The 20,716-nt window shown below is 64.3% G+C and carries 20 protein-coding genes; 13 read left to right on the top strand and 7 right to left on the bottom strand.

Features of this window, described 5'->3' with window-relative positions; genetic code table 11:
* Nucleotides 1-18 precede the first annotated feature (18 nt).
* The 8 genes from ACVWY6_RS21610 (at nucleotide 19) to malQ (ending at nucleotide 9,001) form a co-directional block, all read left to right on the top strand.
* Complete coding sequence (locus tag ACVWY6_RS21610; RefSeq protein ID WP_457540820.1) at nucleotides 19-852, top strand: adenylate/guanylate cyclase domain-containing protein; 834 nt, start codon at nucleotides 19-21, stop codon at nucleotides 850-852.
* Between the two features lie 62 nt (nucleotides 853-914).
* The gene (locus tag ACVWY6_RS21615) at nucleotides 915-1,589 is read left to right on the top strand and encodes a phosphatase PAP2 family protein (protein ID WP_457540821.1); all 675 of its coding nucleotides are present in this window, start codon (nucleotides 915-917) and stop codon (nucleotides 1,587-1,589) included.
* On the top strand, nucleotides 1,561-2,301 hold the full coding sequence (locus ACVWY6_RS21620; protein WP_457540823.1) for a diacylglycerol/lipid kinase family protein: 741 nt from the start codon (nucleotides 1,561-1,563) through the stop codon (nucleotides 2,299-2,301). The genes ACVWY6_RS21615 and ACVWY6_RS21620 overlap by 29 nt, the downstream gene beginning before the upstream one ends.
* 360 nt (nucleotides 2,302-2,661) lie before the next feature.
* Entirely contained in the window at nucleotides 2,662-3,051 is a 390-nt protein-coding gene (locus ACVWY6_RS21625) for a VOC family protein (RefSeq protein WP_457540825.1), read from the top strand.
* Nucleotides 3,052-3,110: 59 nt separating this feature from the next.
* Nucleotides 3,111-3,686, top strand: a complete 576-nt coding sequence (locus ACVWY6_RS21630; RefSeq protein ID WP_116915323.1) for a (2Fe-2S)-binding protein — start codon at nucleotides 3,111-3,113, stop codon at nucleotides 3,684-3,686.
* Nucleotides 3,683-4,681, top strand: coding sequence for an FAD binding domain-containing protein (locus tag ACVWY6_RS21635; RefSeq protein ID WP_457540828.1), 999 nt, complete (start codon nucleotides 3,683-3,685; stop codon nucleotides 4,679-4,681). The genes ACVWY6_RS21630 and ACVWY6_RS21635 overlap by 4 nt, the downstream gene beginning before the upstream one ends.
* The gene (locus ACVWY6_RS21640; protein WP_457540830.1) at nucleotides 4,678-6,789 is read left to right on the top strand and encodes a xanthine dehydrogenase family protein molybdopterin-binding subunit; all 2,112 of its coding nucleotides are present in this window, start codon (nucleotides 4,678-4,680) and stop codon (nucleotides 6,787-6,789) included. The genes ACVWY6_RS21635 and ACVWY6_RS21640 overlap by 4 nt, the downstream gene beginning before the upstream one ends.
* 91 nt (nucleotides 6,790-6,880) lie before the next feature.
* Nucleotides 6,881-9,001 carry a 4-alpha-glucanotransferase gene (gene malQ / locus ACVWY6_RS21645; protein ID WP_457541187.1) on the top strand — a complete coding sequence of 707 codons (2,121 nt, stop codon included), beginning with the start codon at nucleotides 6,881-6,883 and terminating at the stop codon, nucleotides 8,999-9,001.
* A gap of 50 nt (nucleotides 9,002-9,051) precedes the next feature.
* Here the strand turns inward: malQ and ACVWY6_RS21650 are convergent, their stop codons facing one another.
* From ACVWY6_RS21650 to ACVWY6_RS21660, 3 genes are all read right to left on the bottom strand, one after another.
* On the bottom strand, nucleotides 9,052-9,552 hold the full coding sequence (locus ACVWY6_RS21650) for a hemerythrin domain-containing protein (protein WP_457540831.1): 501 nt from the start codon (nucleotides 9,550-9,552) through the stop codon (nucleotides 9,052-9,054).
* A gap of 301 nt (nucleotides 9,553-9,853) precedes the next feature.
* On the bottom strand, nucleotides 9,854-10,009 hold the full coding sequence (locus ACVWY6_RS21655; protein ID WP_023959149.1) for a hypothetical protein: 156 nt from the start codon (nucleotides 10,007-10,009) through the stop codon (nucleotides 9,854-9,856).
* Nucleotides 10,010-10,037: 28 nt separating this feature from the next.
* The gene (locus ACVWY6_RS21660) at nucleotides 10,038-10,748 is read right to left on the bottom strand and encodes a GAF and ANTAR domain-containing protein (protein WP_400729954.1); all 711 of its coding nucleotides are present in this window, start codon (nucleotides 10,746-10,748) and stop codon (nucleotides 10,038-10,040) included.
* Nucleotides 10,749-11,288: 540 nt separating this feature from the next.
* Between ACVWY6_RS21660 and ACVWY6_RS21665 the strand changes: the two genes are divergently transcribed.
* Nucleotides 11,289-12,191: a manganese catalase gene (locus tag ACVWY6_RS21665; protein WP_062798205.1), complete on the top strand. Its 903-nt coding sequence runs from the start codon at nucleotides 11,289-11,291 to the stop codon at nucleotides 12,189-12,191.
* Between the two features lie 36 nt (nucleotides 12,192-12,227).
* On the opposite strand, the gene ACVWY6_RS21670 is transcribed toward ACVWY6_RS21665, so the two are convergent.
* The 4 genes from ACVWY6_RS21670 to ACVWY6_RS21685 all read right to left on the bottom strand — a co-directional run bounded on the left by ACVWY6_RS21670 (nucleotide 12,228) and on the right by ACVWY6_RS21685 (nucleotide 15,667).
* On the bottom strand, nucleotides 12,228-13,775 hold the full coding sequence (locus ACVWY6_RS21670; RefSeq protein WP_457540835.1) for a UDP-N-acetylmuramoyl-L-alanyl-D-glutamate--2,6-diaminopimelate ligase: 1,548 nt from the start codon (nucleotides 13,773-13,775) through the stop codon (nucleotides 12,228-12,230).
* A 36-nt stretch (nucleotides 13,776-13,811) separates the two neighbouring features.
* Nucleotides 13,812-14,492 (bottom strand): IF2 family translation initiation factor, encoded by a 681-nt coding sequence (locus ACVWY6_RS21675; protein ID WP_116915317.1) that lies wholly within the window; start codon nucleotides 14,490-14,492, stop codon nucleotides 13,812-13,814.
* A 33-nt stretch (nucleotides 14,493-14,525) separates the two neighbouring features.
* Nucleotides 14,526-15,083 carry a CsbD family protein gene (locus ACVWY6_RS21680; protein WP_457540838.1) on the bottom strand — a complete coding sequence of 186 codons (558 nt, stop codon included), beginning with the start codon at nucleotides 15,081-15,083 and terminating at the stop codon, nucleotides 14,526-14,528.
* Nucleotides 15,084-15,229: 146 nt separating this feature from the next.
* Nucleotides 15,230-15,667 (bottom strand): hypothetical protein, encoded by a 438-nt coding sequence (locus ACVWY6_RS21685; RefSeq protein ID WP_062798209.1) that lies wholly within the window; start codon nucleotides 15,665-15,667, stop codon nucleotides 15,230-15,232.
* Nucleotides 15,668-15,854: 187 nt separating this feature from the next.
* On the opposite strand from ACVWY6_RS21685, the gene ACVWY6_RS21690 reads away from it, so the two are divergent.
* The 4 genes from ACVWY6_RS21690 to ACVWY6_RS21705 all read left to right on the top strand — a co-directional run bounded on the left by ACVWY6_RS21690 (nucleotide 15,855) and on the right by ACVWY6_RS21705 (nucleotide 20,682).
* A complete protein-coding gene (locus ACVWY6_RS21690; protein ID WP_247208823.1) occupies nucleotides 15,855-16,910 on the top strand; it encodes a LysR family transcriptional regulator in 1,056 nt (351 codons plus the stop codon).
* An 83-nt stretch (nucleotides 16,911-16,993) separates the two neighbouring features.
* On the top strand, nucleotides 16,994-18,676 hold the full coding sequence (locus ACVWY6_RS21695) for an AMP-dependent synthetase/ligase (RefSeq protein WP_457540841.1): 1,683 nt from the start codon (nucleotides 16,994-16,996) through the stop codon (nucleotides 18,674-18,676).
* A 168-nt stretch (nucleotides 18,677-18,844) separates the two neighbouring features.
* Nucleotides 18,845-20,080, top strand: coding sequence for an NAD(P)/FAD-dependent oxidoreductase (locus tag ACVWY6_RS21700; RefSeq protein WP_457540843.1), 1,236 nt, complete (start codon nucleotides 18,845-18,847; stop codon nucleotides 20,078-20,080).
* Nucleotides 20,077-20,682, top strand: coding sequence for an SGNH/GDSL hydrolase family protein (locus ACVWY6_RS21705; protein ID WP_317714112.1), 606 nt, complete (start codon nucleotides 20,077-20,079; stop codon nucleotides 20,680-20,682). The genes ACVWY6_RS21700 and ACVWY6_RS21705 overlap by 4 nt, the downstream gene beginning before the upstream one ends.
* The last annotated feature ends 34 nt before the right edge of the window (nucleotides 20,683-20,716 follow it).

Raw genomic sequence — 20,716 nt, forward strand, 5'->3', positions numbered from 1 at the left:
GCACCTAGACTTCGAGCTGTGAGTAAGGCCAACAACCGCGGCAACGACCGCACTGAAGGGCAGCGACCGTCCTTGGGGCGGGTTGCTGACTTCTTGTCTCGCGCCGACAGCAACGACAACGTCCTCCGCGTCGCCCGTGCCGCGCGCCGGGCGGTACCCGGTGCCAGTCCCGACGTGGACCCTGCTCGGCTCAGGCACTCCGAACGAGTTGCCAGTCTGATCGCGCAGGCGCGCGGGGAGCGGGCCAGCGCAACCCGCGAGTTGGCACTGGCCGCCGTCGAGTCGTGGCAGGCGATCGTGACCCGCCGCCGCAGCGGGAAACCACGATCCGATGGCCCGGTCACCATCCTGTTCACCGATCTTGTCGGATTCTCGACGTGGGCGCTGGGTGCGGGTGACGATGCGGTGCTCGAACTCCTGCGTCAGGTCAACGACGCCAGCGCGACAGTCATCAAGCGGCGGGGCGGCATCGTCACAAAGCACCTCGGTGACGGTCTGATGGCGGTGTTCGCCGACGGTGCCGAGGCGATCGAAGCCGCACATGAGGCGGGCCTTGCCGTCAGCGCCATCACGTTGGACGGATATCGCCCGGCGTTGCGCGCCGGTCTGCACACCGGCGAGCCACGCCACGTCGGTGACGACTACTTGGGCGTCGACGTGAACATCGCCGCCCGCGTCGCCGACGCGGCGTCCGGCGGCGAGGTGCTCGCCACAGAGGCAACACTCGCAGCAACCGACCAGTCCAAGTACATCAAGCGGCGCAGACGGTTTCGGGCAAAAGGAACACCAAAAGACTTGGTGGTGTACGAAGTCCTGCCCAGGTACGACGACTCGGCCGACCTGTCGCGTTGACCGCCTGACTACGTAACCGGCGAAAACATTGCGATTGCCCGGCAGCGCCATAGACTCCGAGGGTGCTCTCACCCAAAGACGCAAGGCGTACGGTGATCGCCCCCAGTTGGTCTGACACCGCTCTGCGACAGCTCACCCTGGCGGCCAACCACGGCAAGTTGTGGATGACCATCGCGGTGGTGATGTCGCTGATCGGAAAACGACAGAGGCGCGCAGGTCTGCGCGGCCTCGGCTCACTTGCCGGCGCCAGCCTGGTGTCCAACACCGTTCTCAAGCCGCTGATCGGGCGGCGTAGGCCGACGTTGGACCCCGCCCATCCGCATCCGCTGGTTCGGATGCCGTGGACGTCGTCGTTTCCCAGCGGACACAGCGCTTCGGCCGCAGCGTTCGCCGTCGGCGCAGCACTCGAGCGCCCCAGGACCGCTGCCGTGCTGTTCCCGCTGGCAGCCGCGGTCGGGTACTCGCGTGTGCATGTCGGCGTCCACTACCCGAGTGACGTGATCGCCGGGGCGGCCATCGGTGGCGGTATCGCCCCTTGCCGGTCAGCGTTTGTGGCCGGCGGTCCCCACCACAGCTGCGCAGACGGGTCCCGGGTCGGCTCCTGCGCTCACGCGAGGTGCGGGACTGACCGTTGTCCTCAATTCGGAATCCGGGTCATCGGCAGGCGCCGACACTCGCATCCTCGCTCTCTTACCCGATGCGAAAATCGTGCACTGGGATCCCGATTACCCACTTGACGAACAGATTTCAGACGACTCCCGGGCGCTGGGAGTGGCCGGGGGAGACGGAACGGCCGCCACCGTGGCGCAGATCGCCATCGACAGAGATCTCCCTCTCGCGGTGTTTCCGGCCGGCACCCTGAACCATTTTGCTCGCGCGCTGAGCCTCGAGACGTACGCCGATACCGCAAGGGCAGTGGTCGCCGGCTCGGCAGGCACTGTCGATGTCGGACGAATCAATGGCTGCCTGTTCCTGAACACCGCGGGCCTGGGCGGATATCCAGAGATGGTGCGGCTTCGTGAGCGGTTGGAGCGCCGGATCGGCAAATGGCCCGCCGCCGCCGTGGCCTTGTTTCGGGCATTGCGCGGCCACAAACCGCTTGATCTCGTCATCAACGGCAAGCGCCGTTCGGTCTGGGCGATCTTCATCGGCAACGGGGAATACCGACCCCGCGGACTCACCCCGTCGAATCGATCGAGCCTTGCCGACGGCGTCCTCGACGTCCAATACCTGCGGGCCGACCGCCGTCTCGGCCGGACGACTGCCATCGCCGCATCACTGTTCGGCACTGTCGAGCGGGCTCGCGTGCTCGGCGCGATCCAAGCCGATCATCTGGTGATCGAGTCCCACACGGGACCGATCCTCACCGCCCACGACGGCGAGGTCACCGGACCGGTCGACCACATCGATCTGGACCTGGATCCGCTGGCGCTCACCGTCTACCGCTGACCGGGCTCGACGTACGGACCCGACGGTCCGATCTGCCGTTCAGATGATCGTCGGACCCGGGGAAGGATCGGGATTCGGCGGCTGCGGCGAGGGAGACGGCACCGGGTCCGGCGTCGGAAGCGGGGGTTCTGGCGACGGCACCGGGGGTGTGGGCGGCTCGGTCCCCGGTTCGGGAATCGGTCGGTCCGGGGCGGGAATCGGTTGTCCCATGGTCGGACTCCTCAAGGTTGTTCGATCAGGTCGGACGAACACAACGTTGCTTCGCCCGTTTGTCTCACCCTTCCATCAATACCAGCCCCGTCCATTGCCATCGGGGTATGCACCATTCGGGGAACCGGTACGGTCCGGTAGACATATCCCATGGAGGTACTCAGCGGTCGAGTCATCGTGCAGCCGTCCGACCCCGAAGCGGCTGTCCGCTTCTACCGGGATCAGCTGGGTCTGGCAATCGCACGGGAGTACCCCGGCGGCGTCGTCTTCCACGCGGGTAGCGCCCTCATCGAAGTCGCGGCACACATGAGTGGAGGCGACAAACCGCCACCGGGCTGCGTCCTGTGGTTGCAGGTCCGCGACATCGCCGGCACGAGGTCGGAGTTGGAAGGTCGGGGCGTTGCGATCCTCCGCGAAGCGCGCACCGAGCCGTGGGGGCTGGTGGAGATGCACATCGCCGACCCGGACGGACTGAAGATCATCATCATCGAGGTACCCGCAGACCACCCGTTGAGACGGGATACGCGCGCCGACAAATGAGGTGGCCGGCACCATTCGAGAACTGTTTATGCCCAGTTGCGCGTGGGTAGACCACCCCAATGGACGACCAGCCCTCATCGTGCCATCATTCCTCCGACACCTCGCTCGAAACGATCACCCTGAACGTCAACGGCCGCGATCTCGACGTGCAATGCGATTCGCGCTCAACACTTTTGGATGCACTACGCGACAACCTGTCCCTGACGGGCTCGAAGAAGGGTTGCGATCGTGGTCAATGCGGAGCCTGTACGGTTCTGATCGATGAGCGCCGGGTGGTGAGCTGCCTGATCTTCGCCGTGGCGGCACAGAACCGTCGCATCACCACCATTGAAGGCATCGCCGACCTCGAGTCCGGAACCGATCTACAGCAGGCGTTTGTCGACCACGACGGCTTCCAGTGCGGCTACTGCACTCCCGGGCAGATCTGCTCGGCCGTCGGCATGCTCGACGAAGCCAAACGCGGGTGGCCCAGCGCGGTGACACCGACGTCCGGCGTGGAAGACGGCGTGCTCGACGACGACGAGATCCGCGAGCGGTTGAGCGGCAACATCTGCCGGTGTGGCGCCTACGTCAACATCCTGGCCGCTGTGCGCTCCGTCGCCGGAGACGTTCTCGCCGAGCAGGACGCATCATGAGAACCTTCGCGTACACAGCGCCTCAGAACACAGACGAGGCGATGCTGCGTCTCGGGTCCGATCCCGGCGCACGAATACTCGCCGGTGGCACCAACCTCGTCGACCTCATGAAACTGGGTGTTGTCGCGCCCACCACCTTGGTCGACATCGGGGGACTCTCACTCGACGACGTGACCATCACCGAGACCGGAGCACTCCGCATCGGCGCCAACGTTCCCAACAGTGATCTCGCTGCCCACCCGCTCGTACGGTCGCGGTATCCGGTGCTGTCGCAGGCGCTGCTGGCCGGCGCGTCGGGACAACTCCGCAACATGGCGACCACCGGGGGCAACCTGTTCCAGCGCACCCGGTGCCCCTATTTCATGGACCCGGGAAAGGCGTGTAACAAACGAGAACCGGGTACGGGCTGTTCGGCCGTCAACGGCCTCAACCGCGACATGGCGATCCTGGGTGCGTCCGACAAGTGCGTTGCGACGCATCCCTCGGACATGGCCGTGGCAATGGCGGTCCTGGAGCCGGATCTCGATGTACTCGGTCCGGCCGGACCGCGCTCGGTTCCCTTCGACGACCTCTACCGGCTGCCGGGCGAGCAGCCACAGCTGGACACGACCTTGGACCGAGACGACCTGGTCACCTCGCTGACCATCGCGGACAACCCGGCCGCGCAATTTTCGACCTATCGCAAAGTCCGCGATCGCGCCTCGTTCGCGTTCGCGCTCGTGTCGGTTGCCGCAATTCTCGACGTCGAGGACGGGGTTGTCACCGACGTGCGGATCGCGCTGGGCGGAGTGGCTCACAAGCCCTGGCGCGCTCGGCGAGCGGAAGAGGAGCTGCGGGGGAAGGCCGTCGGCCGCGCCGAGTTCGCCCGCGCTGTGGATTCCGAGCTCTCCGACGCGAAACCGTTGTCTTCCAACGGCTTCAAGATCCCGCTGGTGCGCGCTGTGGTGACCCAGGCCTTGATGGGTCTGGTCGATGAGCAGGAGGCATCGCGATGACCTCACTCGGAACCGCGCACGCTCGGATAGAAGCCCAGGACAAGGTGGGGGGCACGGCGCAATACACCGCCGACCGCGTGCCGCCTGGTCAGCAGGTCGTCCACTGCGTGCACGTCGGCGCGCAGATCAACCTCGGCCGGGTGACAGGCGTGGACGATGGCGCCGCCATGCAGATGCCGGGGGTGTTGGGCGTGATGTGGCATGGGAACGCTCCGCGGCTGGGTGAATCGGAGGACGCCGAGCTCCACGTGCTGCAGGGACCGGACGTGCACTACCGAGGGCAGATCGTGGCGGCAGTCATCGCGATTTCCGTCGAGCAGGCGCGCGCTGCCGCCGAGTCGCTCGACATCGACTACGACCAGGCCGAGGGTTTCGACAACGTCCTGCACGCCACTCACCCGGCGCGGTACACACCCGAAGAGGTCAATGCGGGATTCCCTGCCGAGGCACGCCGCGGTGATCCCGAGGGAGCCGTCGCAGATGCCGACCATGTGGTCGACAACTGGTACTCCACCCCCGCGATGCACAACGCACCGATGGAGCCGCACGCCACCATTGCGAGCTGGGAACAGACCGACGACGGAGAGACCCTGACCGTCTGGGACTCGACGCAGGCGCCTTCGGGTGTGCAGGGCGATCTGGCGACCCTGTTCGGTGTCGAGTCCGACAACGTCCGCGTCATCGCCGAGCATGTCGGGGGAGGGTTCGGCGGCAAGGGGAGCACCAGGCCCAACGCCGTTCTCGCTGTTATGGCCGCCAGGTTCGTCGGCCGGCCGGTCCGGGTTGTGCTTCCCCGATCGGCAACGTTTGCCTTTGTCGGATACCGGACGCCCACGTTCTCCCGGGTCGCTCTGGGCGCCGATGGGAAAGGCAACCTCGAGGTCGTCTGTCATGACACCGTGCAGCAGACCTCGAAGATCGTCGAGTTCGTCGAACAGACCGCCGAGGCTACGCGTCACATCTACGACACCGAGCACATCAGAACCACCCACGAAGTGGCAGCACTGGACGTGTCGACCCCGCGGTGGATGCGCGCACCCGGCGAATCTCCCGGTATCTACGCGCTCGAGTCGGCGGTGGACGAACTCGCTCACGAACTGGGGCTCGACCCGATCGACTTGCGTACCCGCAACGAACCCGACGTCGATCCGGCGACGGGGACCGCTTTCAGTTCCCGGAACGTGGTGTCGGTGTTACGACAAGGCGCGGACCAATTCGGCTGGGAGCGGCGTGATCCCACACCCGGCAGCATTCGGCGGGGACGCACACTGGTGGGGATGGGTGTGGCACTGGCGTCATATCCGACGATGACCTCGCCGAGTACGGCACTAGCGGTCGCTCAACCCGATGGCAGTTTCGACGTGTCGGTGGCCGCGTCAGACATCGGGACCGGCGCTCGTACCGTGCTGACCCAGATCGCTGCAGACGCACTCCAAGTGCAGGGGGACAGGGTGCGACTTCACCTGGGGGACAGTGCACTCCCGAAGGCGCCGGGCGCCGGCGGGTCGGCGGGCACGTCGTCCTGGGGATTCGCTGTCCACAAGGCGTGTGAAGGCCTGCGCGAGAACATCGGGAGCGGGCCGGTCGACCGCCCCGTCGAGCACTTCGCCGACACCACCGCCGACGTCGAAGCCGCCTCGGATCTCCATCGTGAGGCGTTCGGTGCGCACTTCGCGGAGGTCGCGGTCGACGTGGACACCGGCGAGGTGACGGTTGATCGCATGCTCGGCGTGTTCGCGGTCGGCAAGGTGCTGAACCCACGTCTGGCCCGCTCCCAACTCATCGGCGGAATGACCTTCGGCCTGGGGATGGCTCTGATGGAAGAAGGACATCCGGACGCGCAGTACGGCGGTTTCGGGAACGAGAACCTCGCGGACTACCACGTGCCGTCACACGCAGATGTGCGAGACATCGAGGCCGTCTGGATCGAGGAGGTGGACGACAACATCAATCCCATGGGCAGCAAGGGCATCGGTGAGATCGGCAACGTCGGTTCGGCGGCCGCCATCGCCAACGCCGTCTTCAATGCAACAGGAGTACGCGTGCGGGACCTGCCCGTGCGCCCGGACAAGATTGTGGAGCAACTTGACCCGCGATACCGCGACTGAAGCGAACACCGTCGGCAGCGACCAGGACACGACTGCTGAGGGCACCCCGGTGGGCGAGCGGGGACCTGTGAAACCTGGCAGCATCGGCGCGGTGGGTTACCCCGAGCAGTTGAGAACTCTGGCCGATCGTTGTGGCGTTGCCACGTCGTATGAGGGCTGGGACAAAGAACGCCGCGACGTCAGCGACGACACACTGCGGCATATCTTGACCGCCCTGGGTGTGGCGTCGGGCACGGAGAGCGAGATCCGTCGATCCCTTGAGGATCTCGATGAGGCACCGTGGCGTCAGGTCCTGCCGCCTGTAGTCGTCATGGTCGAAGACGAGGTTGTCCCTGTTCTCGTCCACGTGCCCCACGGAGACCCGGTCTCGGTGTGGGTGGTCACCGAGGATGGCGAGCGACTCGACGCTCCACAGCTGGACATCTGGGTGGATCCGAGGGAAATCGACGGCGAAATGATCGGCCGCGCAACGTTTGCCGTGCCGAATGGGTTGCCGACCGGGTGGCACACCCTGCACGCAGAGGTGGGCACCGGCACGCTGGCGCAGACCACGCTCGCGGTGACGCCCAAGCGTCTGACAACGGCCGAGAAGCTCGGACCCCAGCAACGGTGGGGCCTGACGACGCAGCTGTACTCGGTGCGGTCCGAACGGTCGTGGGGAATCGGGGATCTGTCCGATTTGGCCGACATCGCTTACATCGCAGGTTCTGTGCACGGCGCGGACTTCGTCTTGGCCAATCCACTGCACGCTGCACAACCGCAGCCCCCGCTCGAGACGTCCCCGTATCTGCCGACAACCCGGCGGTTCGTCAATCCCATCTACATCAGGGTGGAGGACATCCCGGAAGCAGCGCGCCTCCCCGATGTCGAGTATCAAGCCATGCGGCAGTTCGCCGACAAGTACTCACGGTGGAACCGAGACGCCGGCAAGATCCGCCGCAATTCTGTGTACCGATCCAAACTCGAAGTGCTGGAGACCATTCACGCGGTGCCGCTGAGCCCGCGCAGACGTGGCGAGTTCGACCGCTACCTCGAGGAGGAAGGCGAAGGCCTCCTCGGTTTCGCCACATGGTGCGCGTTCGTCGAGAAATACGGTGCCGACAGTCCGAAATGGGGTAAGTCGCTGAGGGATCCGGCACGGGTTGCCGAGCTCCGCGAAAAACTGACCGACCGGATAGCCTTCTACAGTTGGCTGCAATGGATCTGTGACGAGCAACTCGCCACCGCACAGACAACGGCGGTAGCGGCCGGTATGGACATCGGCATCATCCACGACCTCGCGGTGGGAGTTCAGCACGGCGGCGCCGACGTCTGGGCACTCGGAGACGCTCTGACGCCTCGTGTGTCGGTTGGCGCCCCGCCTGACGCGTTCAATCAGCAGGGCCAGCTGTGGAACCAACCGCCTTGGCACCCATGGAAGTTGGCGGAACAAGGCTACCTCCCGTTCCGCGACATGCTCCGAACAGTCCTGCGGCGTGCCGGGGGTTTGCGCATCGACCACATCCTGGGTTTGTTCCGGCTGTGGTGGATTCCCGAAGGCGAGTCGCCGGCAGCAGGTGCGTACGTGCACTACGACTACGAGGCCCTCATCGGAGTTCTCGTTCTCGAAGCCGAACGGGCCGGAGCGGTGGTGATCGGCGAAGACCTCGGAGTGTTCGAACCAATCGTGCAGGACTACCTGAGTGAGCGTGGCGTCCTCGGCACATCCATTCTCTGGTTCGAACACGGTCCGGATGCACCCGTTCCCCCCGAGGAGTACCGGCGTCTGTGCCTGACCTCGGTCACCACGCACGACCTGCCGCCGACCGCCGGATATCTCGCAGCAGAACACATCAGGCTGCGGTCCGAACTCGGCCTGCTGGAGCAGGACGAGGCGACCGAGCGAGCGAACGATGCCCGCGACCGTGAGGCCATCCTCGACGTCGCCAGAGAGCGGGGGTTGCTGCCAACCGATGCAGATGAGGAGCAGACGGTGGCTGCCCTGCACTCGCTCATCACACGCAGCCCGTCTCTGCTGCTCGGTGTCGCACTCACCGATGCGGTCGGTGAGCGACGCATCCAGAACCAGCCGGGCACCGACTCGAGCCAGTACGCGAACTGGTCGGTTCCGCTGGCCGACGGGGACGGCAAGGCGGTGCTGGTGGATGACTTGGCAGAGCACCCGCGTTTCACCCGTCTCGTGCGGTCCCTGCGCCACACTGCCGCCGACTGAACAGGCGCCGGCCACCGACTCGTCGGTCGGTGGCCGGAGCCGTTGGCGCGTTACTTGATGACGGCGTCGATCGTCTTCTTGAGAGCCGAAGGCTGCGCCGGACTACGCGGTGCCTTCTTCTTGAGCTCGAGTAGATGCTCGCCCAGCTCCTGGAGTTCCTTGCGCCCCAATGCCTCTCGGACCTTGGGAAACCACTCTGATTCCTCTTCGTCGATGTGGTGCACGACGTTCTCGATCAGTACGATTGTCTTGGCATCGAACCGCTCGCTGTCTGGGCTCAGGGCGGCGAGTTCCATCACCAACACGTCCGCGACGTGGTGCTCCTCGTAGGACTCGAGGATGTCGTCTTCGACATCGGGCACGCGCTTGCGCACATCGGGGTACATGCCCTCGTTCTCGATGTACGTGTGAACGGTGAGGGCCTCGATGATCTTGTTGACGATGTCGCCCTTCTTCTTTGTCGCGCCCTCACCGGCGGCGCGGAATTCTCGGAAGAGCTTCTTGATGTCTTTGTGGTCCTGCTTGAGAATGACGATCGCATCTGTGGACATGATCACTCCAGTTGTTGGTCGACGTGGCACGCCGTCCACGGGGCTGCGTGAACGACGTATCGATGAGCGCCCGAAAGCGCTTACTGCACTGGGTCTGCCACGGCACAGCCGAGTCTTCTTCCCGGTGCCCGCCGCCTGAGCTTAGCCGTCGCCGGGCACCGTTTGAGTGGTCTTCGCGATCACCCACCCGGCCAATTCACGCGGACGGAACAGGGCACTGCCCAAGCGCGGCAACAGCAATCGTGGCGGTTGTAGCGGATGTCAGCCACTCGGCTTCCTGGACCCGCCGCGCGTATGAGGGTCAGTCGTCGTTGTCTTCGCCATCGCGATGGACCAGTTCGGGAGTCACCTCGCGCGTTGCCATGCCGCCCGAGCCGCCCTCGTCGACAGGCCCGGGTCGTCCACCCTTGGGCTCCTCGACTTTGCTTTCTTCCGGCTTCTTCTTGTTGTCGGTCATTGTTCGATCCTATGTGTGGGCGGCGGCTTCACGGCTTCGGCGGATGGTCTTTGTGGACCAGATCAGCTGCCAATCGGGCAAGGGGAGTGTTGGTGTCCTGCGACAATTTGCGGAGCAATTCGAAAGCTCGCACGGCATCGATGTCGAAACGCTCCATGATCATGCCCTTTGCCTGGCCGATGATGTCGCGACTGGCCAGAGCGCTCATGAACTGCGAACCGCGCTCGGTCGCGGCCCACGCCACCGCGGCATGTGCTGCATAGACCTGGCCGATTTCTTCGGATTCTTCGGTGAACGCGAGCGGGGCGCGCGAGTAGAGCGTCAACGAACCCAGCGTCTCGCTGTGTGTGTACAGCCGGAAAGACATGAGCGAACGAAAGGGAGTGAGCGCGACCGCGTCTGCCGCGTAGGCCGGCCAGCGAGTCTCAGAAGTGAGGTCGTTGACCCGGACGACGGGCTGGTCCCAGGCGGCAACCAGGCATGGCCCCTGTCCGTGCTTGATCTGAATATCGTTGTGCAGCTCGGCAATCGGGTCCGTCGCTACCTGAGTGGTCAAGGTATCCCGGTTGGTCGTGACGGTGATGCCGGCATACTCCGCACCGGGCACGTTCGACACCGCGCCCTCGGCGACGTTTGCCAGCACGGCCTGCAGATCACGTTGTTCGCTGGCGTGAAGTTGCCGGGCCAACTCGGCAATGGCCGCATGGACACTCCGTGCGCCGTCAGTTTGGTTGGTCATGGTCGCCTCCTTGGGCCATCTGGCCGTCGAGCAGGTGTTTGTTGTACGTCGTCGATCTCTGTCGCCCCGCCGCAGACGGCCCGGTCTGCCGATTCGGCATCGAGTCCTCACCGCCGAAGTCGGGAGATTGCAGGTGTCTAGTCGGAGTTGATGTTTCACTCGAAGCAGGCATCCGCATCGTCTCCCGGGCACCACGCGCGGGCAAGCAACGCCAGGTTTAGACCATGCTCACGATCACTTCACCGTACCGCCGCCGACTCGAAGTAGTCGCATTCTCGGTGTCGGAGATCGGCTGGTTTGACTGCATCTGAAGCCGGGTATCGAGATTGCAGCGGTTGTTCATGTTCGGTTGCGCAGCAGACGGCCGCCAGGTGGTGTTCGACGCAACCCGGAGTCGAGAAACGAGCATGGCCGGGCATCGCCGCAAGGTCGGGTTCACCAGACGCCTCATGCGTTGTGTCGGGGTCGGTACTTCGGTATCGACCCGTGAGACCTGTGCCTTGCAATCAGGAACCCCAGATTCCGATTGAAAGAGGACTCATGTTCAAACACACCGATTACCTGCAATTCGACGTCAAACCAGAGAAGCCGGACCCGGTCTATGCCCACAAACTGCAGGAACTCATCGGCGGCGCGTTCGGTGAGATGACAGTGACCATGCAGTATCTCTTCCAGGGCTGGAACTGTCGCATGGAAGGCAAGTACAAAGACCTCATCATGGACATCGCCACCGAGGAGATCGGCCACGTCGAGATGTTGGCGGTCATGGTCGCGCGCCTTCTCGAAGGCGCGCCGGCCACGGAGTCCAGCAAGGCCGCCGGCGGTGATCCCGTTGTCGCTGCTGTGATGGGCGGAATGGACCCGCAGCAGGCCATAGTCGCCGGCGGCGGAGCACTTCCCGCCGACAGCAACGGTTACCCCTGGAACGGCCGCTACGTGATCGCGAGCGGCAACCTGCTCGCCGACTTCCGTGCCAATGTCACTGCGGAGTCGCAGGGTCGACTGCAGACAGCACGCCTGTACAACATGACTGACGACCCAGGTGTGAAGGCCATGCTCAAGTTCAATCTGGCCCGCGACACACACCATCAGAACCTCTGGCTGGCGGCGATCGAGGAACTGCAGGCTGATGGCCTGGCCAGCGTGGTTGCTCCTGACGCGCTCCTCGATGAAGAGTATGCAGAGCACGCCACCGACATCTGGCATCTGTCCGATGGAGAGTTCTCGTCGACCGGGGGATGGGCGAATCGCACTGCCCCCGACGGTATTCATCAGATGGGCTTCCTCGCAGATCCCCAGCCACTCGGAAACAAGGCCTCCGCTCCGCCGCCGGATCCGAAACTGTATGCGACCTACGACGGTTCGAAGGGCACGCCGCAGAATGCTCAGCTCGGTACCGAGAAGGGCGTCATGGGCAAGCTGAAGGACGCAATCCCGGACTGATCAAGGGGTCGTCTGTCTCGGCAGCTGCCGGCCGGTTCATCCGGCCGGCAGCTGTGTGCTCGATCGGTGCCGACGCAGAATTGCCTCGCGCACCACCGCTCGGTCATCGAAGGGTTGACTTCTCTCACCAGCGACGAGGATGGGGGAGTGACCACGCCCGGCCACCACAACGACGTCGCCTTTCTCCGCGAGACCAATGGCAAGCTCGATTGCTGCGGCGCGACCGGGTTGTTCGACGACATGGGCGTCCCTGGCTGCCCGGGCACCGGCGACCACGGGCGAGCGCAGCTCAGCAGGGTCTTCCGAATGGGGACTCTCGTCGGTGACCACCACGATGTCTGCCATGCTGCCGGCGGTGAAGCCGAGCGGGAACCGCTTGCCGGGATCTCGGTCACCGGTCGCCCCGATCACTGCGATGACCCGCCGCGACGTCAAGGACCGAAGGAATGGAAAAACGGTGCGCTGGCCTGCGGCGTTGTGCATGTAGTCGACGAACGCCAGGAACGGCTGTCCCGCATCGACGGGTTCGAGCCGACCCGGTATGCCGCTGAGTGCCTCGACTCCGCGAATCGCGGAGACGATGTCGTTCCCGGTGGCCGCGACCGCCGCGATCGCCGCCAACGCATTGTCCGCCTGTGCAGATCCCAGCAGCTGCAGATTCACAGCGAAGCGGCCGTAGGGGCTGTGCAGGGTGAAGGAGGTTCCGCGCGCGTGGGCTCGCACCTCCGCCGCGAAGAAGTCGGCTGCTGGATCGGCAGTGGACACACTGACCATCTCGATAGCGATCTGGGCGGCGAGTCGACTGCCGTACGCGTCGTCGATGTTGATCACACCCAACCGGCACCGCTCGGCGCGAAAGAGTGAAGCCTTGACCCTGAAGTACTCGTCCATGTTCGGATGGAAGTCGAGATGGTCCGGGGAGAGGTTGGTGAAGACGCCGGCACGCAGGTATGTGCCATCAACCCTGCCATACGCCAACCCGTGACTCGAGGCCTCGAACGCCACCGCGTCGACGCCTTGGTCACGAAACGATGCGAGCGTCTCCTGCAGTGACGGCGCTTCGGGGGTGGTTCGGAGCCCGGGACAGTTTGTCCGCGGACCTCGGACGACCACACCTGTGATGAGCCCGGTGGTGCGATGGCCCCCGGTGAGTGCGGCATCGAGCAAGTAGGCAACCGACGTCTTACCGTTCGTGCCGGTTACGCCGTAGACGTCCATGTCCCGTGAGGGGTTCCCGTAGACAGCCGAGGCGAGTGGACCGAGCACCGCCCGCGGTCTGTCCACCACCAGCGCGGGCAGTATCGATGTGGGCACATCGCTGACCACCGCGACGGCCCCTCGTCTGACGGCTTCGCCGACGAAGTCCATTCCGTGGAATCGGTCACCGGGCAACGCCACATAGATGTCGCCCGGCCGTACCTGCCTCGAATCGACACTGACGCCAGAGGCGAGGAGCTCTGGCGTCAGTGGGTCGTCGTCGATATTCACGGGCACATGGAGGAATTCCGCCACGTCCCCGATCGTCATGTAGTTGTGAGTGTGCCGGCCGTTGCGGCCGGGTTCGGGCTCACGCGCCTCGATCATCTACTCGGTGACCTGCACCGTGAGCCCGGACCGCACTCAGTTCTTGTTGTTGGCGCGCTCGGCCTGCCGCTTCGACTTCTCGGCGTCGGCCAATTTCTCGACTCGATCAGCCTGCGCACGCTTGCTCTCGGCGTCATCACGCTTGGCGGCGGCGTCCTGCGCCTTCGCCTTCGCAGCTGAGGTCGCCTTGTCTTCGGCGGCCTTGATCTTGGCTTGCTCATCGCGTTTCGCGGCCTCGGCTGCCTGCTTGCGTTTGGCGGCCAGCTCGTCGGCCTGCTGCTTCGCCTTGGCAGTTCTTTCCTGGGCGGCCTCTTCTGCGGCCTGCTTGCGCTCGGCGGCTGTTTGCTCGGCCTCTTCGATCTCGCGCTGCTTGTTCTCGCGGGCCTGCTTCTGCTCGTCGATCGCGTTGTCGCGCTTGGCCTTCAGCTCGGCGTCGGCCTGCTGACGCTTGCGTGCCGCCTCTTCTTCGAGCTGCGCCGCCCGACCCAGCTTCTCACTGCGCTCGGTCAGGGCCGAACCGCGCTTCTCGATGGCCGGATCACCGAGCAGACCGCCGACCGTGGAATCGAGCACTCCGAGCGAACGCTCGTAGAGCAGGCGTGCGGGTGCTTCGGAGTCGAGCCGTGAGAAGACTCGGTCCTCGATCAACTGCAACGGGAATCGGGCGATCTTGTACTGCACGCGTAGTACTGCGAACGGAACTTGGATGACGTTCATGGTTGTACTCCTGGGTCTGATGAGCGCGTTGCTCTAAGAAAGGTCTGCCTGATCGGTGAGGCTGTCGGCCTGACGGCGGATTCGATCGGCCTCTGCCTGTGCGTCAGATGCCTCCTTGACCGACTCCTGATGCTCATCGGCCGCCTCGACCACATCATCGGCAGCATCGGCGAGCTCGGCGCGCTCCTCGGCCCTTGCCTGCTGCTCCTTGGCACGGGCGTCGAGCTCGGCCTGGGTCTGTTCGACCGCCACCTTCTTTTGCTCCTGCTGTTCTGCAGCACGCTTCTGAGACTGCTGCGCCTCTTGAGCAGCGCGCTCCGCTGCCGCCGTATCCGCGCTCACCTCGATGCGCTCTTCGGCGCTCTCGGCCCGGGCTTTCTGGGCCTGAGCCCGCGCCTGCTCGGCCTCGGCATCCGCAACGGCCTCGACACTGTTGGCTTCTTTGCGTTCCTGGGCCTGGGTCTGCTCGAGTTGGCCTTCGGCAGTCAGCGAGTCGTTGCCGGTCACGGCACCGGCAACCTCTTTGGCCTTGCCCTTGACCGAGTCGAAGAGGCCCTTGCGGGCCTGGTCGGCCTTGCTGTCCTCATTCATCTGAAAAGACTCCTTCTGGTGACATCTAGTCGAGTACTCGGTGTGAGTCTCGGTGGGTGTCTGCGGACAAGTGGTTCCCCGCGCCGGGCTGTTTGAACCGGATATGGCCCGCCATTGTGACCGGGACCACAGAATGGTTGCGCTGGTCAGGGCTTCTCTTCGTGGTGGCGCCGGCCGTGGGTGCGCCGACGCTGCTTCATCTCCGCCTCGAACACATGTCGGACACCGCCTTGCAGTTCATCCCTGATCTGTTGGTCGTGCTGTCGGAACGGCGACCAGTAGTTGTCGTCGAAGTCTTCGACGATCTGGAAGGTCCACCTGTCTTCGATCACATTCCGGCCGACCATGTCTTCCTGCAGTCGGTCGGCCTGCTCATGGTGGCCGGCGTCGCGTAGTGCTTCGACCGCCTCACCGAGCAGGAGGTCGGCGTGACCCATGAGCTGATGGAAGGAGTAAAGGTGCCCACGCGCACGATCGGCGCATTCGAGAGCTTCGGACACTTTGCCGACGGCCGACACGGTTGCATCGGTGACCCCTTCGGGCCGGCGCTGATCAAGGGGTGCGGATTCACTATTTTTCGACACGTGCGATCTGTACCCAGGTGCGAACGAAATATCCCACGCCCAGCTGCCGCCGCAGGTGACCGGGCACACACTGATTTCTAGGTCCCGCGTCGGCTTGGTTCCTTCGACACCGAGGGGGCACCTGACGTTTCACCGTGGGTCACCCGGCCTCGCTAGTCTTCCGAGCGAGTCCAGGTAAGGGGGCGCAATGGATTTTCGACATCTCAAGTCATTCATCACCCTCGCTGAAGAATTGCATTTCGGCCGGGCCGCCGCACGTCTGCATCTGTCACAGCCGTCGCTCAGTGCACAACTGCAGAAGCTGGAGAAGTCACTGGGTGTCACGCTGGTGGTCCGCACGTCGCACGAGGTCCAGTTGACGTCGTCGGGTGTCGAGTTCGCCAAGCAAGCCAGAGTGGTGGTCGCACAGATGGAAAAGGCTGTCGATGTCGCGAAGTCGACAGCCGCCGGCCAGGTCGGATCCCTGAACATCGGTTACAACTTCCCGGCGAGCAGACACGTCCTGCCCGCAGCGTTGACCAGGCTCAACGAGCGGCACCCCAGGATGGCGGTGTCTCTGTGGGAAAAGCGCACGGGACCACAACTCGGCGGGCTCCAGGACGGTTCGCTCGACGTCGCCCTGGTCTATGGTCGGCCGCAGCTGCCGGGATTGCGGGCCAGGTTGCTGTTGTCCAAGGTTCCCATCGTGGCCGTGGTCGGTCGCTCGCATCCGTGGGCCGGCCGGTCGAGCGTGCAATGCGCGGAGCTGGCCGCCGAACGATGCGTGCTGTTCGCCCGCGAACAGTGCCCCGCGATGTATGACGTGATCGTCGCGGCAGCTACCGAGGCAGGGGTCTCACTGACGATCGCGCAGACCTCGGACGACCCGAGCGGGACAGCGCACATGGTTGCGGTGAAACCGTATGTCGCATTCGCATCGCTGTCGCGGGCGGCGGCAGTGGGTATGGGCACCGCGGGTGCGTCCTCCGTGGCGGTCAAACTCATCGACCCGATTCCCACCATCGACCTGTACATGGTGTGGTCGGCTTCCACGGTGAACAGCGCGGTGGATGCCTTCGTCGAATGCGTCGACGAGATATGTGACGAAGACGAAACAGCCAGGCGCGCCGGTACGTTGGCAGCTCAGTCACAGAACAATCCTCCAGATGCGAAGTCGCAGAACGTGTTGTCCAGGACCTCGTCGTCGCGGGTTCCGGCACAATCTCCGGCCGGCCCGGGCCACCGGATTGCTGTCGTTCACTGACTGCCATAGGCAAAACCTCTGGCACGGTCGGAAAGTGACGCTCGTACTGCCCTGCCGGAAGGCCACGAACAACCATTGTTCTCATGAAGCAGATATCGCACGGCGGTACCGGCCTTGACCTCCTGGCCGACGAGAACCTGTACGACCGGGTTCGAAAAGTGTTCGGAAGCAATTCTTTACGGCAGATACTCGTCGCGGGTGCGGACGGAACCGCACTGTCCGGCGCCCAGGCCGACGACGAGGTGCGCCAGCGTGCTGGGATCCTTTCCGAGCGTGGTGTGCGCCGGGGTGATCGGGTCGCGATCCTGTCGACGACCAGCCTCGACTGGGTGCTGACCGACCTTGCTGTTCTCGCGCTCGGAGCCGTGGTGGTTCCGGTGTACCCGACCTCTTCCGCCCAGCAGATCGCGCACATTCTGGCCGATTCAGGGGCGGTACTGGGCATTGCCGACACCGACACGGACAGTGATCGACTCGTCGAAGGGGGAGTACCGGCGATCACATTCGACGATCTGATCGACGCGTCGGCGGCCGCACTCGACATCGAGGACACCTTGGCAGCGTGTGTGGCCGACGACGTCGCGATGATCGTATACACGAGCGGCACAACGGGTCCAGCAAAGGGCTGTGTCATCTCCCACCGCAACATGTTCGCAGCGGCGTCGAACACCGTGCTGCGAACCGGTGACATGTTCGTCGATCCAACCGCGGTGACAGCTCTGGCTTTGCCACTGTCGCACGTGTTCGGTCAGACGATCTTGTTCGCCGGTTTGCTGGGCGGCATCAAGACCCACTTCATCAGCAGCATCCCGGAGCTGATCCCGCAACTTCCGTCGATCTCACCGAGCTTTCTCGCCCTGGTGCCTTACGCACTGGAGAAGATCCGCAAGATCGCCCGGCAGGGCCTCACCCCGGCAGACGAGGCCGAAGCGATCGCGCGTGGTCACACGGCGTTGACGTCGACCGAACTCGAAGCCACCGAACCCGTTGCCGGATTGCTCGGCGGTCGCCTGACCAACGTGATCTCGGGTGGTGCATCGCTCGATGCGACGACAGTTGCGTTCTATGCGGGGTTCGGTGTGCGACTCCTCAACTGCTACGGCATGACAGAGACCGCCACCGCAGTGACGGTCAACGAGCCCATGACCAACCGGGTCGGCACTGTGGGACGCCCTATTCCGGGGACGACGGTCGCGATCGCCGACGACGGCGAAGTGCTTGTGGGAGGAGCCAACGTCAGCCGTGGGTACTGGGGCGCCGCCGCGGACAAGACCGCCGTGGACGCGGAGGGATGGCTCCACACCGGCGACATCGGCGAGCTGGACGCCGACGGGTACCTCGTCATCACGGGCCGCAAGAAGGAGATCCTGGTGACCAGCGGGGGAAAGAACGTCGCCCCCACGCCACTCGAGGACAGGATCCGCCTGCACCCGCTGGTGAGCAATTGCATCGTCATCGGCGACGGCCGACCATTTGTCACCGCACTGGTGACGCTGGATCAGGCCCAGTACGCCCGATGGCGAAAAGAAACGACCGACGCCACCGACGACCTCACGGATACGCGGTTGACCCGCGCTGTGCAGCAGGCGATCGACGATGCCAACAGCCTGGTGTCGCGGGCCGAGTCCATTCGCGAGTTCCGAATCGTCGAAGGTGACTTCACGGTGCAGGAAGGCCTTTTGACCTCATCGTTGAAACTCAAGCGCAGCAACATCATCGACACACACCGGCATCTTGTCGATGAGCTGTACGCAATCCGGGTGTAACCAGTCTGTAGCAGCATGAACGCGCGATGAATTCTGAAAGCTGTTAGCTGGCAATAGCTTACGTCGATAGACCGATGAGACTACGCATGACGGCCTGGAGCCCTCATCCGTTCCGCAGAAGACTGAAGTCATCACACATCAGATCGCACTGATCGCAGGGAGAATCGCATGTACGACGTAATCGTGGTCGGCACCCGGGTTTCGGGATCGTCGGTGGCAATGCTGTTGGCACGCAGTGGGCTCAAGGTACTCGCGGTCGACGGGGCAACATTCCCGAGCGACACGGTCTCCACCCATTACATCCACCAGGCCGGGCTGTCCCGACTGCAGGATTGGGGATTGCTCGACCGGGTGATCGCCAGCGGCTGCCCGCCCATTCGGCACCTGAACTTCTCTTACACCGACATCGCACTGAGCGGAATGGCAGACCCGATCGACGGAATCGATGCCGTGTACTGCCCTCGCCGGACTGTGCTCGACTCCATTCTCGTCGACGCCGCACGCGAAGCCGGCGCCGAGATGATCGAGGGATTCACTGTGCGCGACCTGATCTTCGAAGGTGATCAGGTGGTGGGTATCCGCGGCAGCCGCGCCGGTGGATCCATCGAAGAGTTCAGAGCCACCTTCGTGGTCGGAGCCGACGGCGCGAACTCCACTGTGGCCAAGCGTGTCGACGCCCAGAAGTACGACCAATCAGCCGGCGCATGCTTCGTCTACTACTCGTACTACTCCGGCCTCGACTGGGGCATGCAACATCGCACCGGTTTCGGGGAACAGCAGTTCGCCGCATGGCCGACGAACGACGATCTCTACCTTGTTGCCGTGATGCGCAAGCGCGACCGTCTCAAGGAGTTCCGTAAGGACCCCGATGCGAACATCCAGGAGATCGTGGACGCCATCGACCCGAAGTACGGAGAGAGCCTCCGCGACAACGGCACCCGGGTGGAGCGGTTGCGGCCGATGACCTACCCGGACAACTACCGCCGAACCTCCTTCGGTCCGGGGTGGGCCTTGGTGGGCGACGCCGGCTATCACAAGGACCCGTTCACGGGCTGGGGCATCACCGACGCCTTCAAGTACGGCGAGATGCTCGCGCATCGCCTGGTGGAAGGCCTGGGAGGCCAGCGCCCGTTGTACGACGCCCTCGCCTCCTACCAAGCCGACCGGGACGCCCAGAGTGCCGGGACGTACGAACTCACCAAGAGCATCTCGGAGCTCTCCTTGACCCCGTACTACGACTCGGTCTTCCGGGCTGCGAGCAAGAGCCCTGAGTACACGACGAAGTTCTTCGGTCTCATTGCCGGTGGGTACCCGGGTGAAGAGTTCTTCGCTCCTGACAATCTCGCAGAGTTGTACGCGACCGTCGATCTGCCGGTCGGCGATCGGCACCTGGTCCAGGCATGAGCGGCTACGGGCTATGTGCCATCGGCGACAGTTTCGTCGAAGGCCGGGGTGATGAGAATGCCGGTGGCGGCTTCCGCGGATGGGTTCCGCGACTTGCCGGCCAACTCGGCCTCCGCTCGGCCAAGGTCTGCAACCTCGGCGCGCACGGCGCCACCAGCTCCGTTGTGGTCAGCGACCAACTAGAGCGGGCAGTCAGTGCGCGGGCACCGTTGACCGGAGTCATCGTGGGTGTCAACGATCTTGTCAGCGACTTCGATCGAAATCGTTTCAGCGACAACGTGAACACCATCTTCGAGACATTGAGCGCTGTATCACCGACCGTGTTCACGGCCACCTACCCCGATATCCCGGCTCGTCTGCCGGTTCCCGCATCGTTCGCCGATCTGCTCCGCGAACGCTTCCAGTACGCGAACACCGTACTGGCCGACGTGTGCGACCGGACCGGAACAGTACTGCTCGACATCGCTGCCGACCGGCAGTGGGCGCGCAGTGACCTCTGGTCGGCAGACGGATTGCACCCCAATGCGTTGGGACACAGCACTTTTGCGCAATCCATCGCGGCAACCATCGCACGGCGTGCGGACACGGACCTCGCGGCCTGACCCGATCGATCCTCGCACCACCAACTCCAGTGGA

It is taken from the genome of Williamsia sp. R60 (assembly GCF_054063855.1).

Coding starts and splice junctions, on each gene's coding strand:
- ACVWY6_RS21625 (WP_457540825.1), top strand. CDS start 2,662: ATGGAGGTACTCAGCGGTCGAGTCATCGTGCAGCCGTCCGACCCCGAA.
- ACVWY6_RS21630 (WP_116915323.1), top strand. CDS start 3,111: ATGGACGACCAGCCCTCATCGTGCCATCATTCCTCCGACACCTCGCTC.
- ACVWY6_RS21635 (WP_457540828.1), top strand. CDS start 3,683: ATGAGAACCTTCGCGTACACAGCGCCTCAGAACACAGACGAGGCGATG.
- ACVWY6_RS21640 (WP_457540830.1), top strand. CDS start 4,678: ATGACCTCACTCGGAACCGCGCACGCTCGGATAGAAGCCCAGGACAAG.
- ACVWY6_RS21650 (WP_457540831.1), bottom strand. CDS start 9,552: ATGTCCACAGATGCGATCGTCATTCTCAAGCAGGACCACAAAGACATC.
- ACVWY6_RS21655 (WP_023959149.1), bottom strand. CDS start 10,009: ATGACCGACAACAAGAAGAAGCCGGAAGAAAGCAAAGTCGAGGAGCCC.
- ACVWY6_RS21660 (WP_400729954.1), bottom strand. CDS start 10,748: ATGACCAACCAAACTGACGGCGCACGGAGTGTCCATGCGGCCATTGCC.
- ACVWY6_RS21665 (WP_062798205.1), top strand. CDS start 11,289: ATGTTCAAACACACCGATTACCTGCAATTCGACGTCAAACCAGAGAAG.
- ACVWY6_RS21670 (WP_457540835.1), bottom strand. CDS start 13,775: ATGATCGAGGCGCGTGAGCCCGAACCCGGCCGCAACGGCCGGCACACT.
- ACVWY6_RS21675 (WP_116915317.1), bottom strand. CDS start 14,492: ATGAACGTCATCCAAGTTCCGTTCGCAGTACTACGCGTGCAGTACAAG.
- ACVWY6_RS21680 (WP_457540838.1), bottom strand. CDS start 15,083: ATGAATGAGGACAGCAAGGCCGACCAGGCCCGCAAGGGCCTCTTCGAC.
- ACVWY6_RS21690 (WP_247208823.1), top strand. CDS start 15,855: ATGGATTTTCGACATCTCAAGTCATTCATCACCCTCGCTGAAGAATTG.
- ACVWY6_RS21695 (WP_457540841.1), top strand. CDS start 16,994: ATGAAGCAGATATCGCACGGCGGTACCGGCCTTGACCTCCTGGCCGAC.
- ACVWY6_RS21700 (WP_457540843.1), top strand. CDS start 18,845: ATGTACGACGTAATCGTGGTCGGCACCCGGGTTTCGGGATCGTCGGTG.
- ACVWY6_RS21705 (WP_317714112.1), top strand. CDS start 20,077: ATGAGCGGCTACGGGCTATGTGCCATCGGCGACAGTTTCGTCGAAGGC.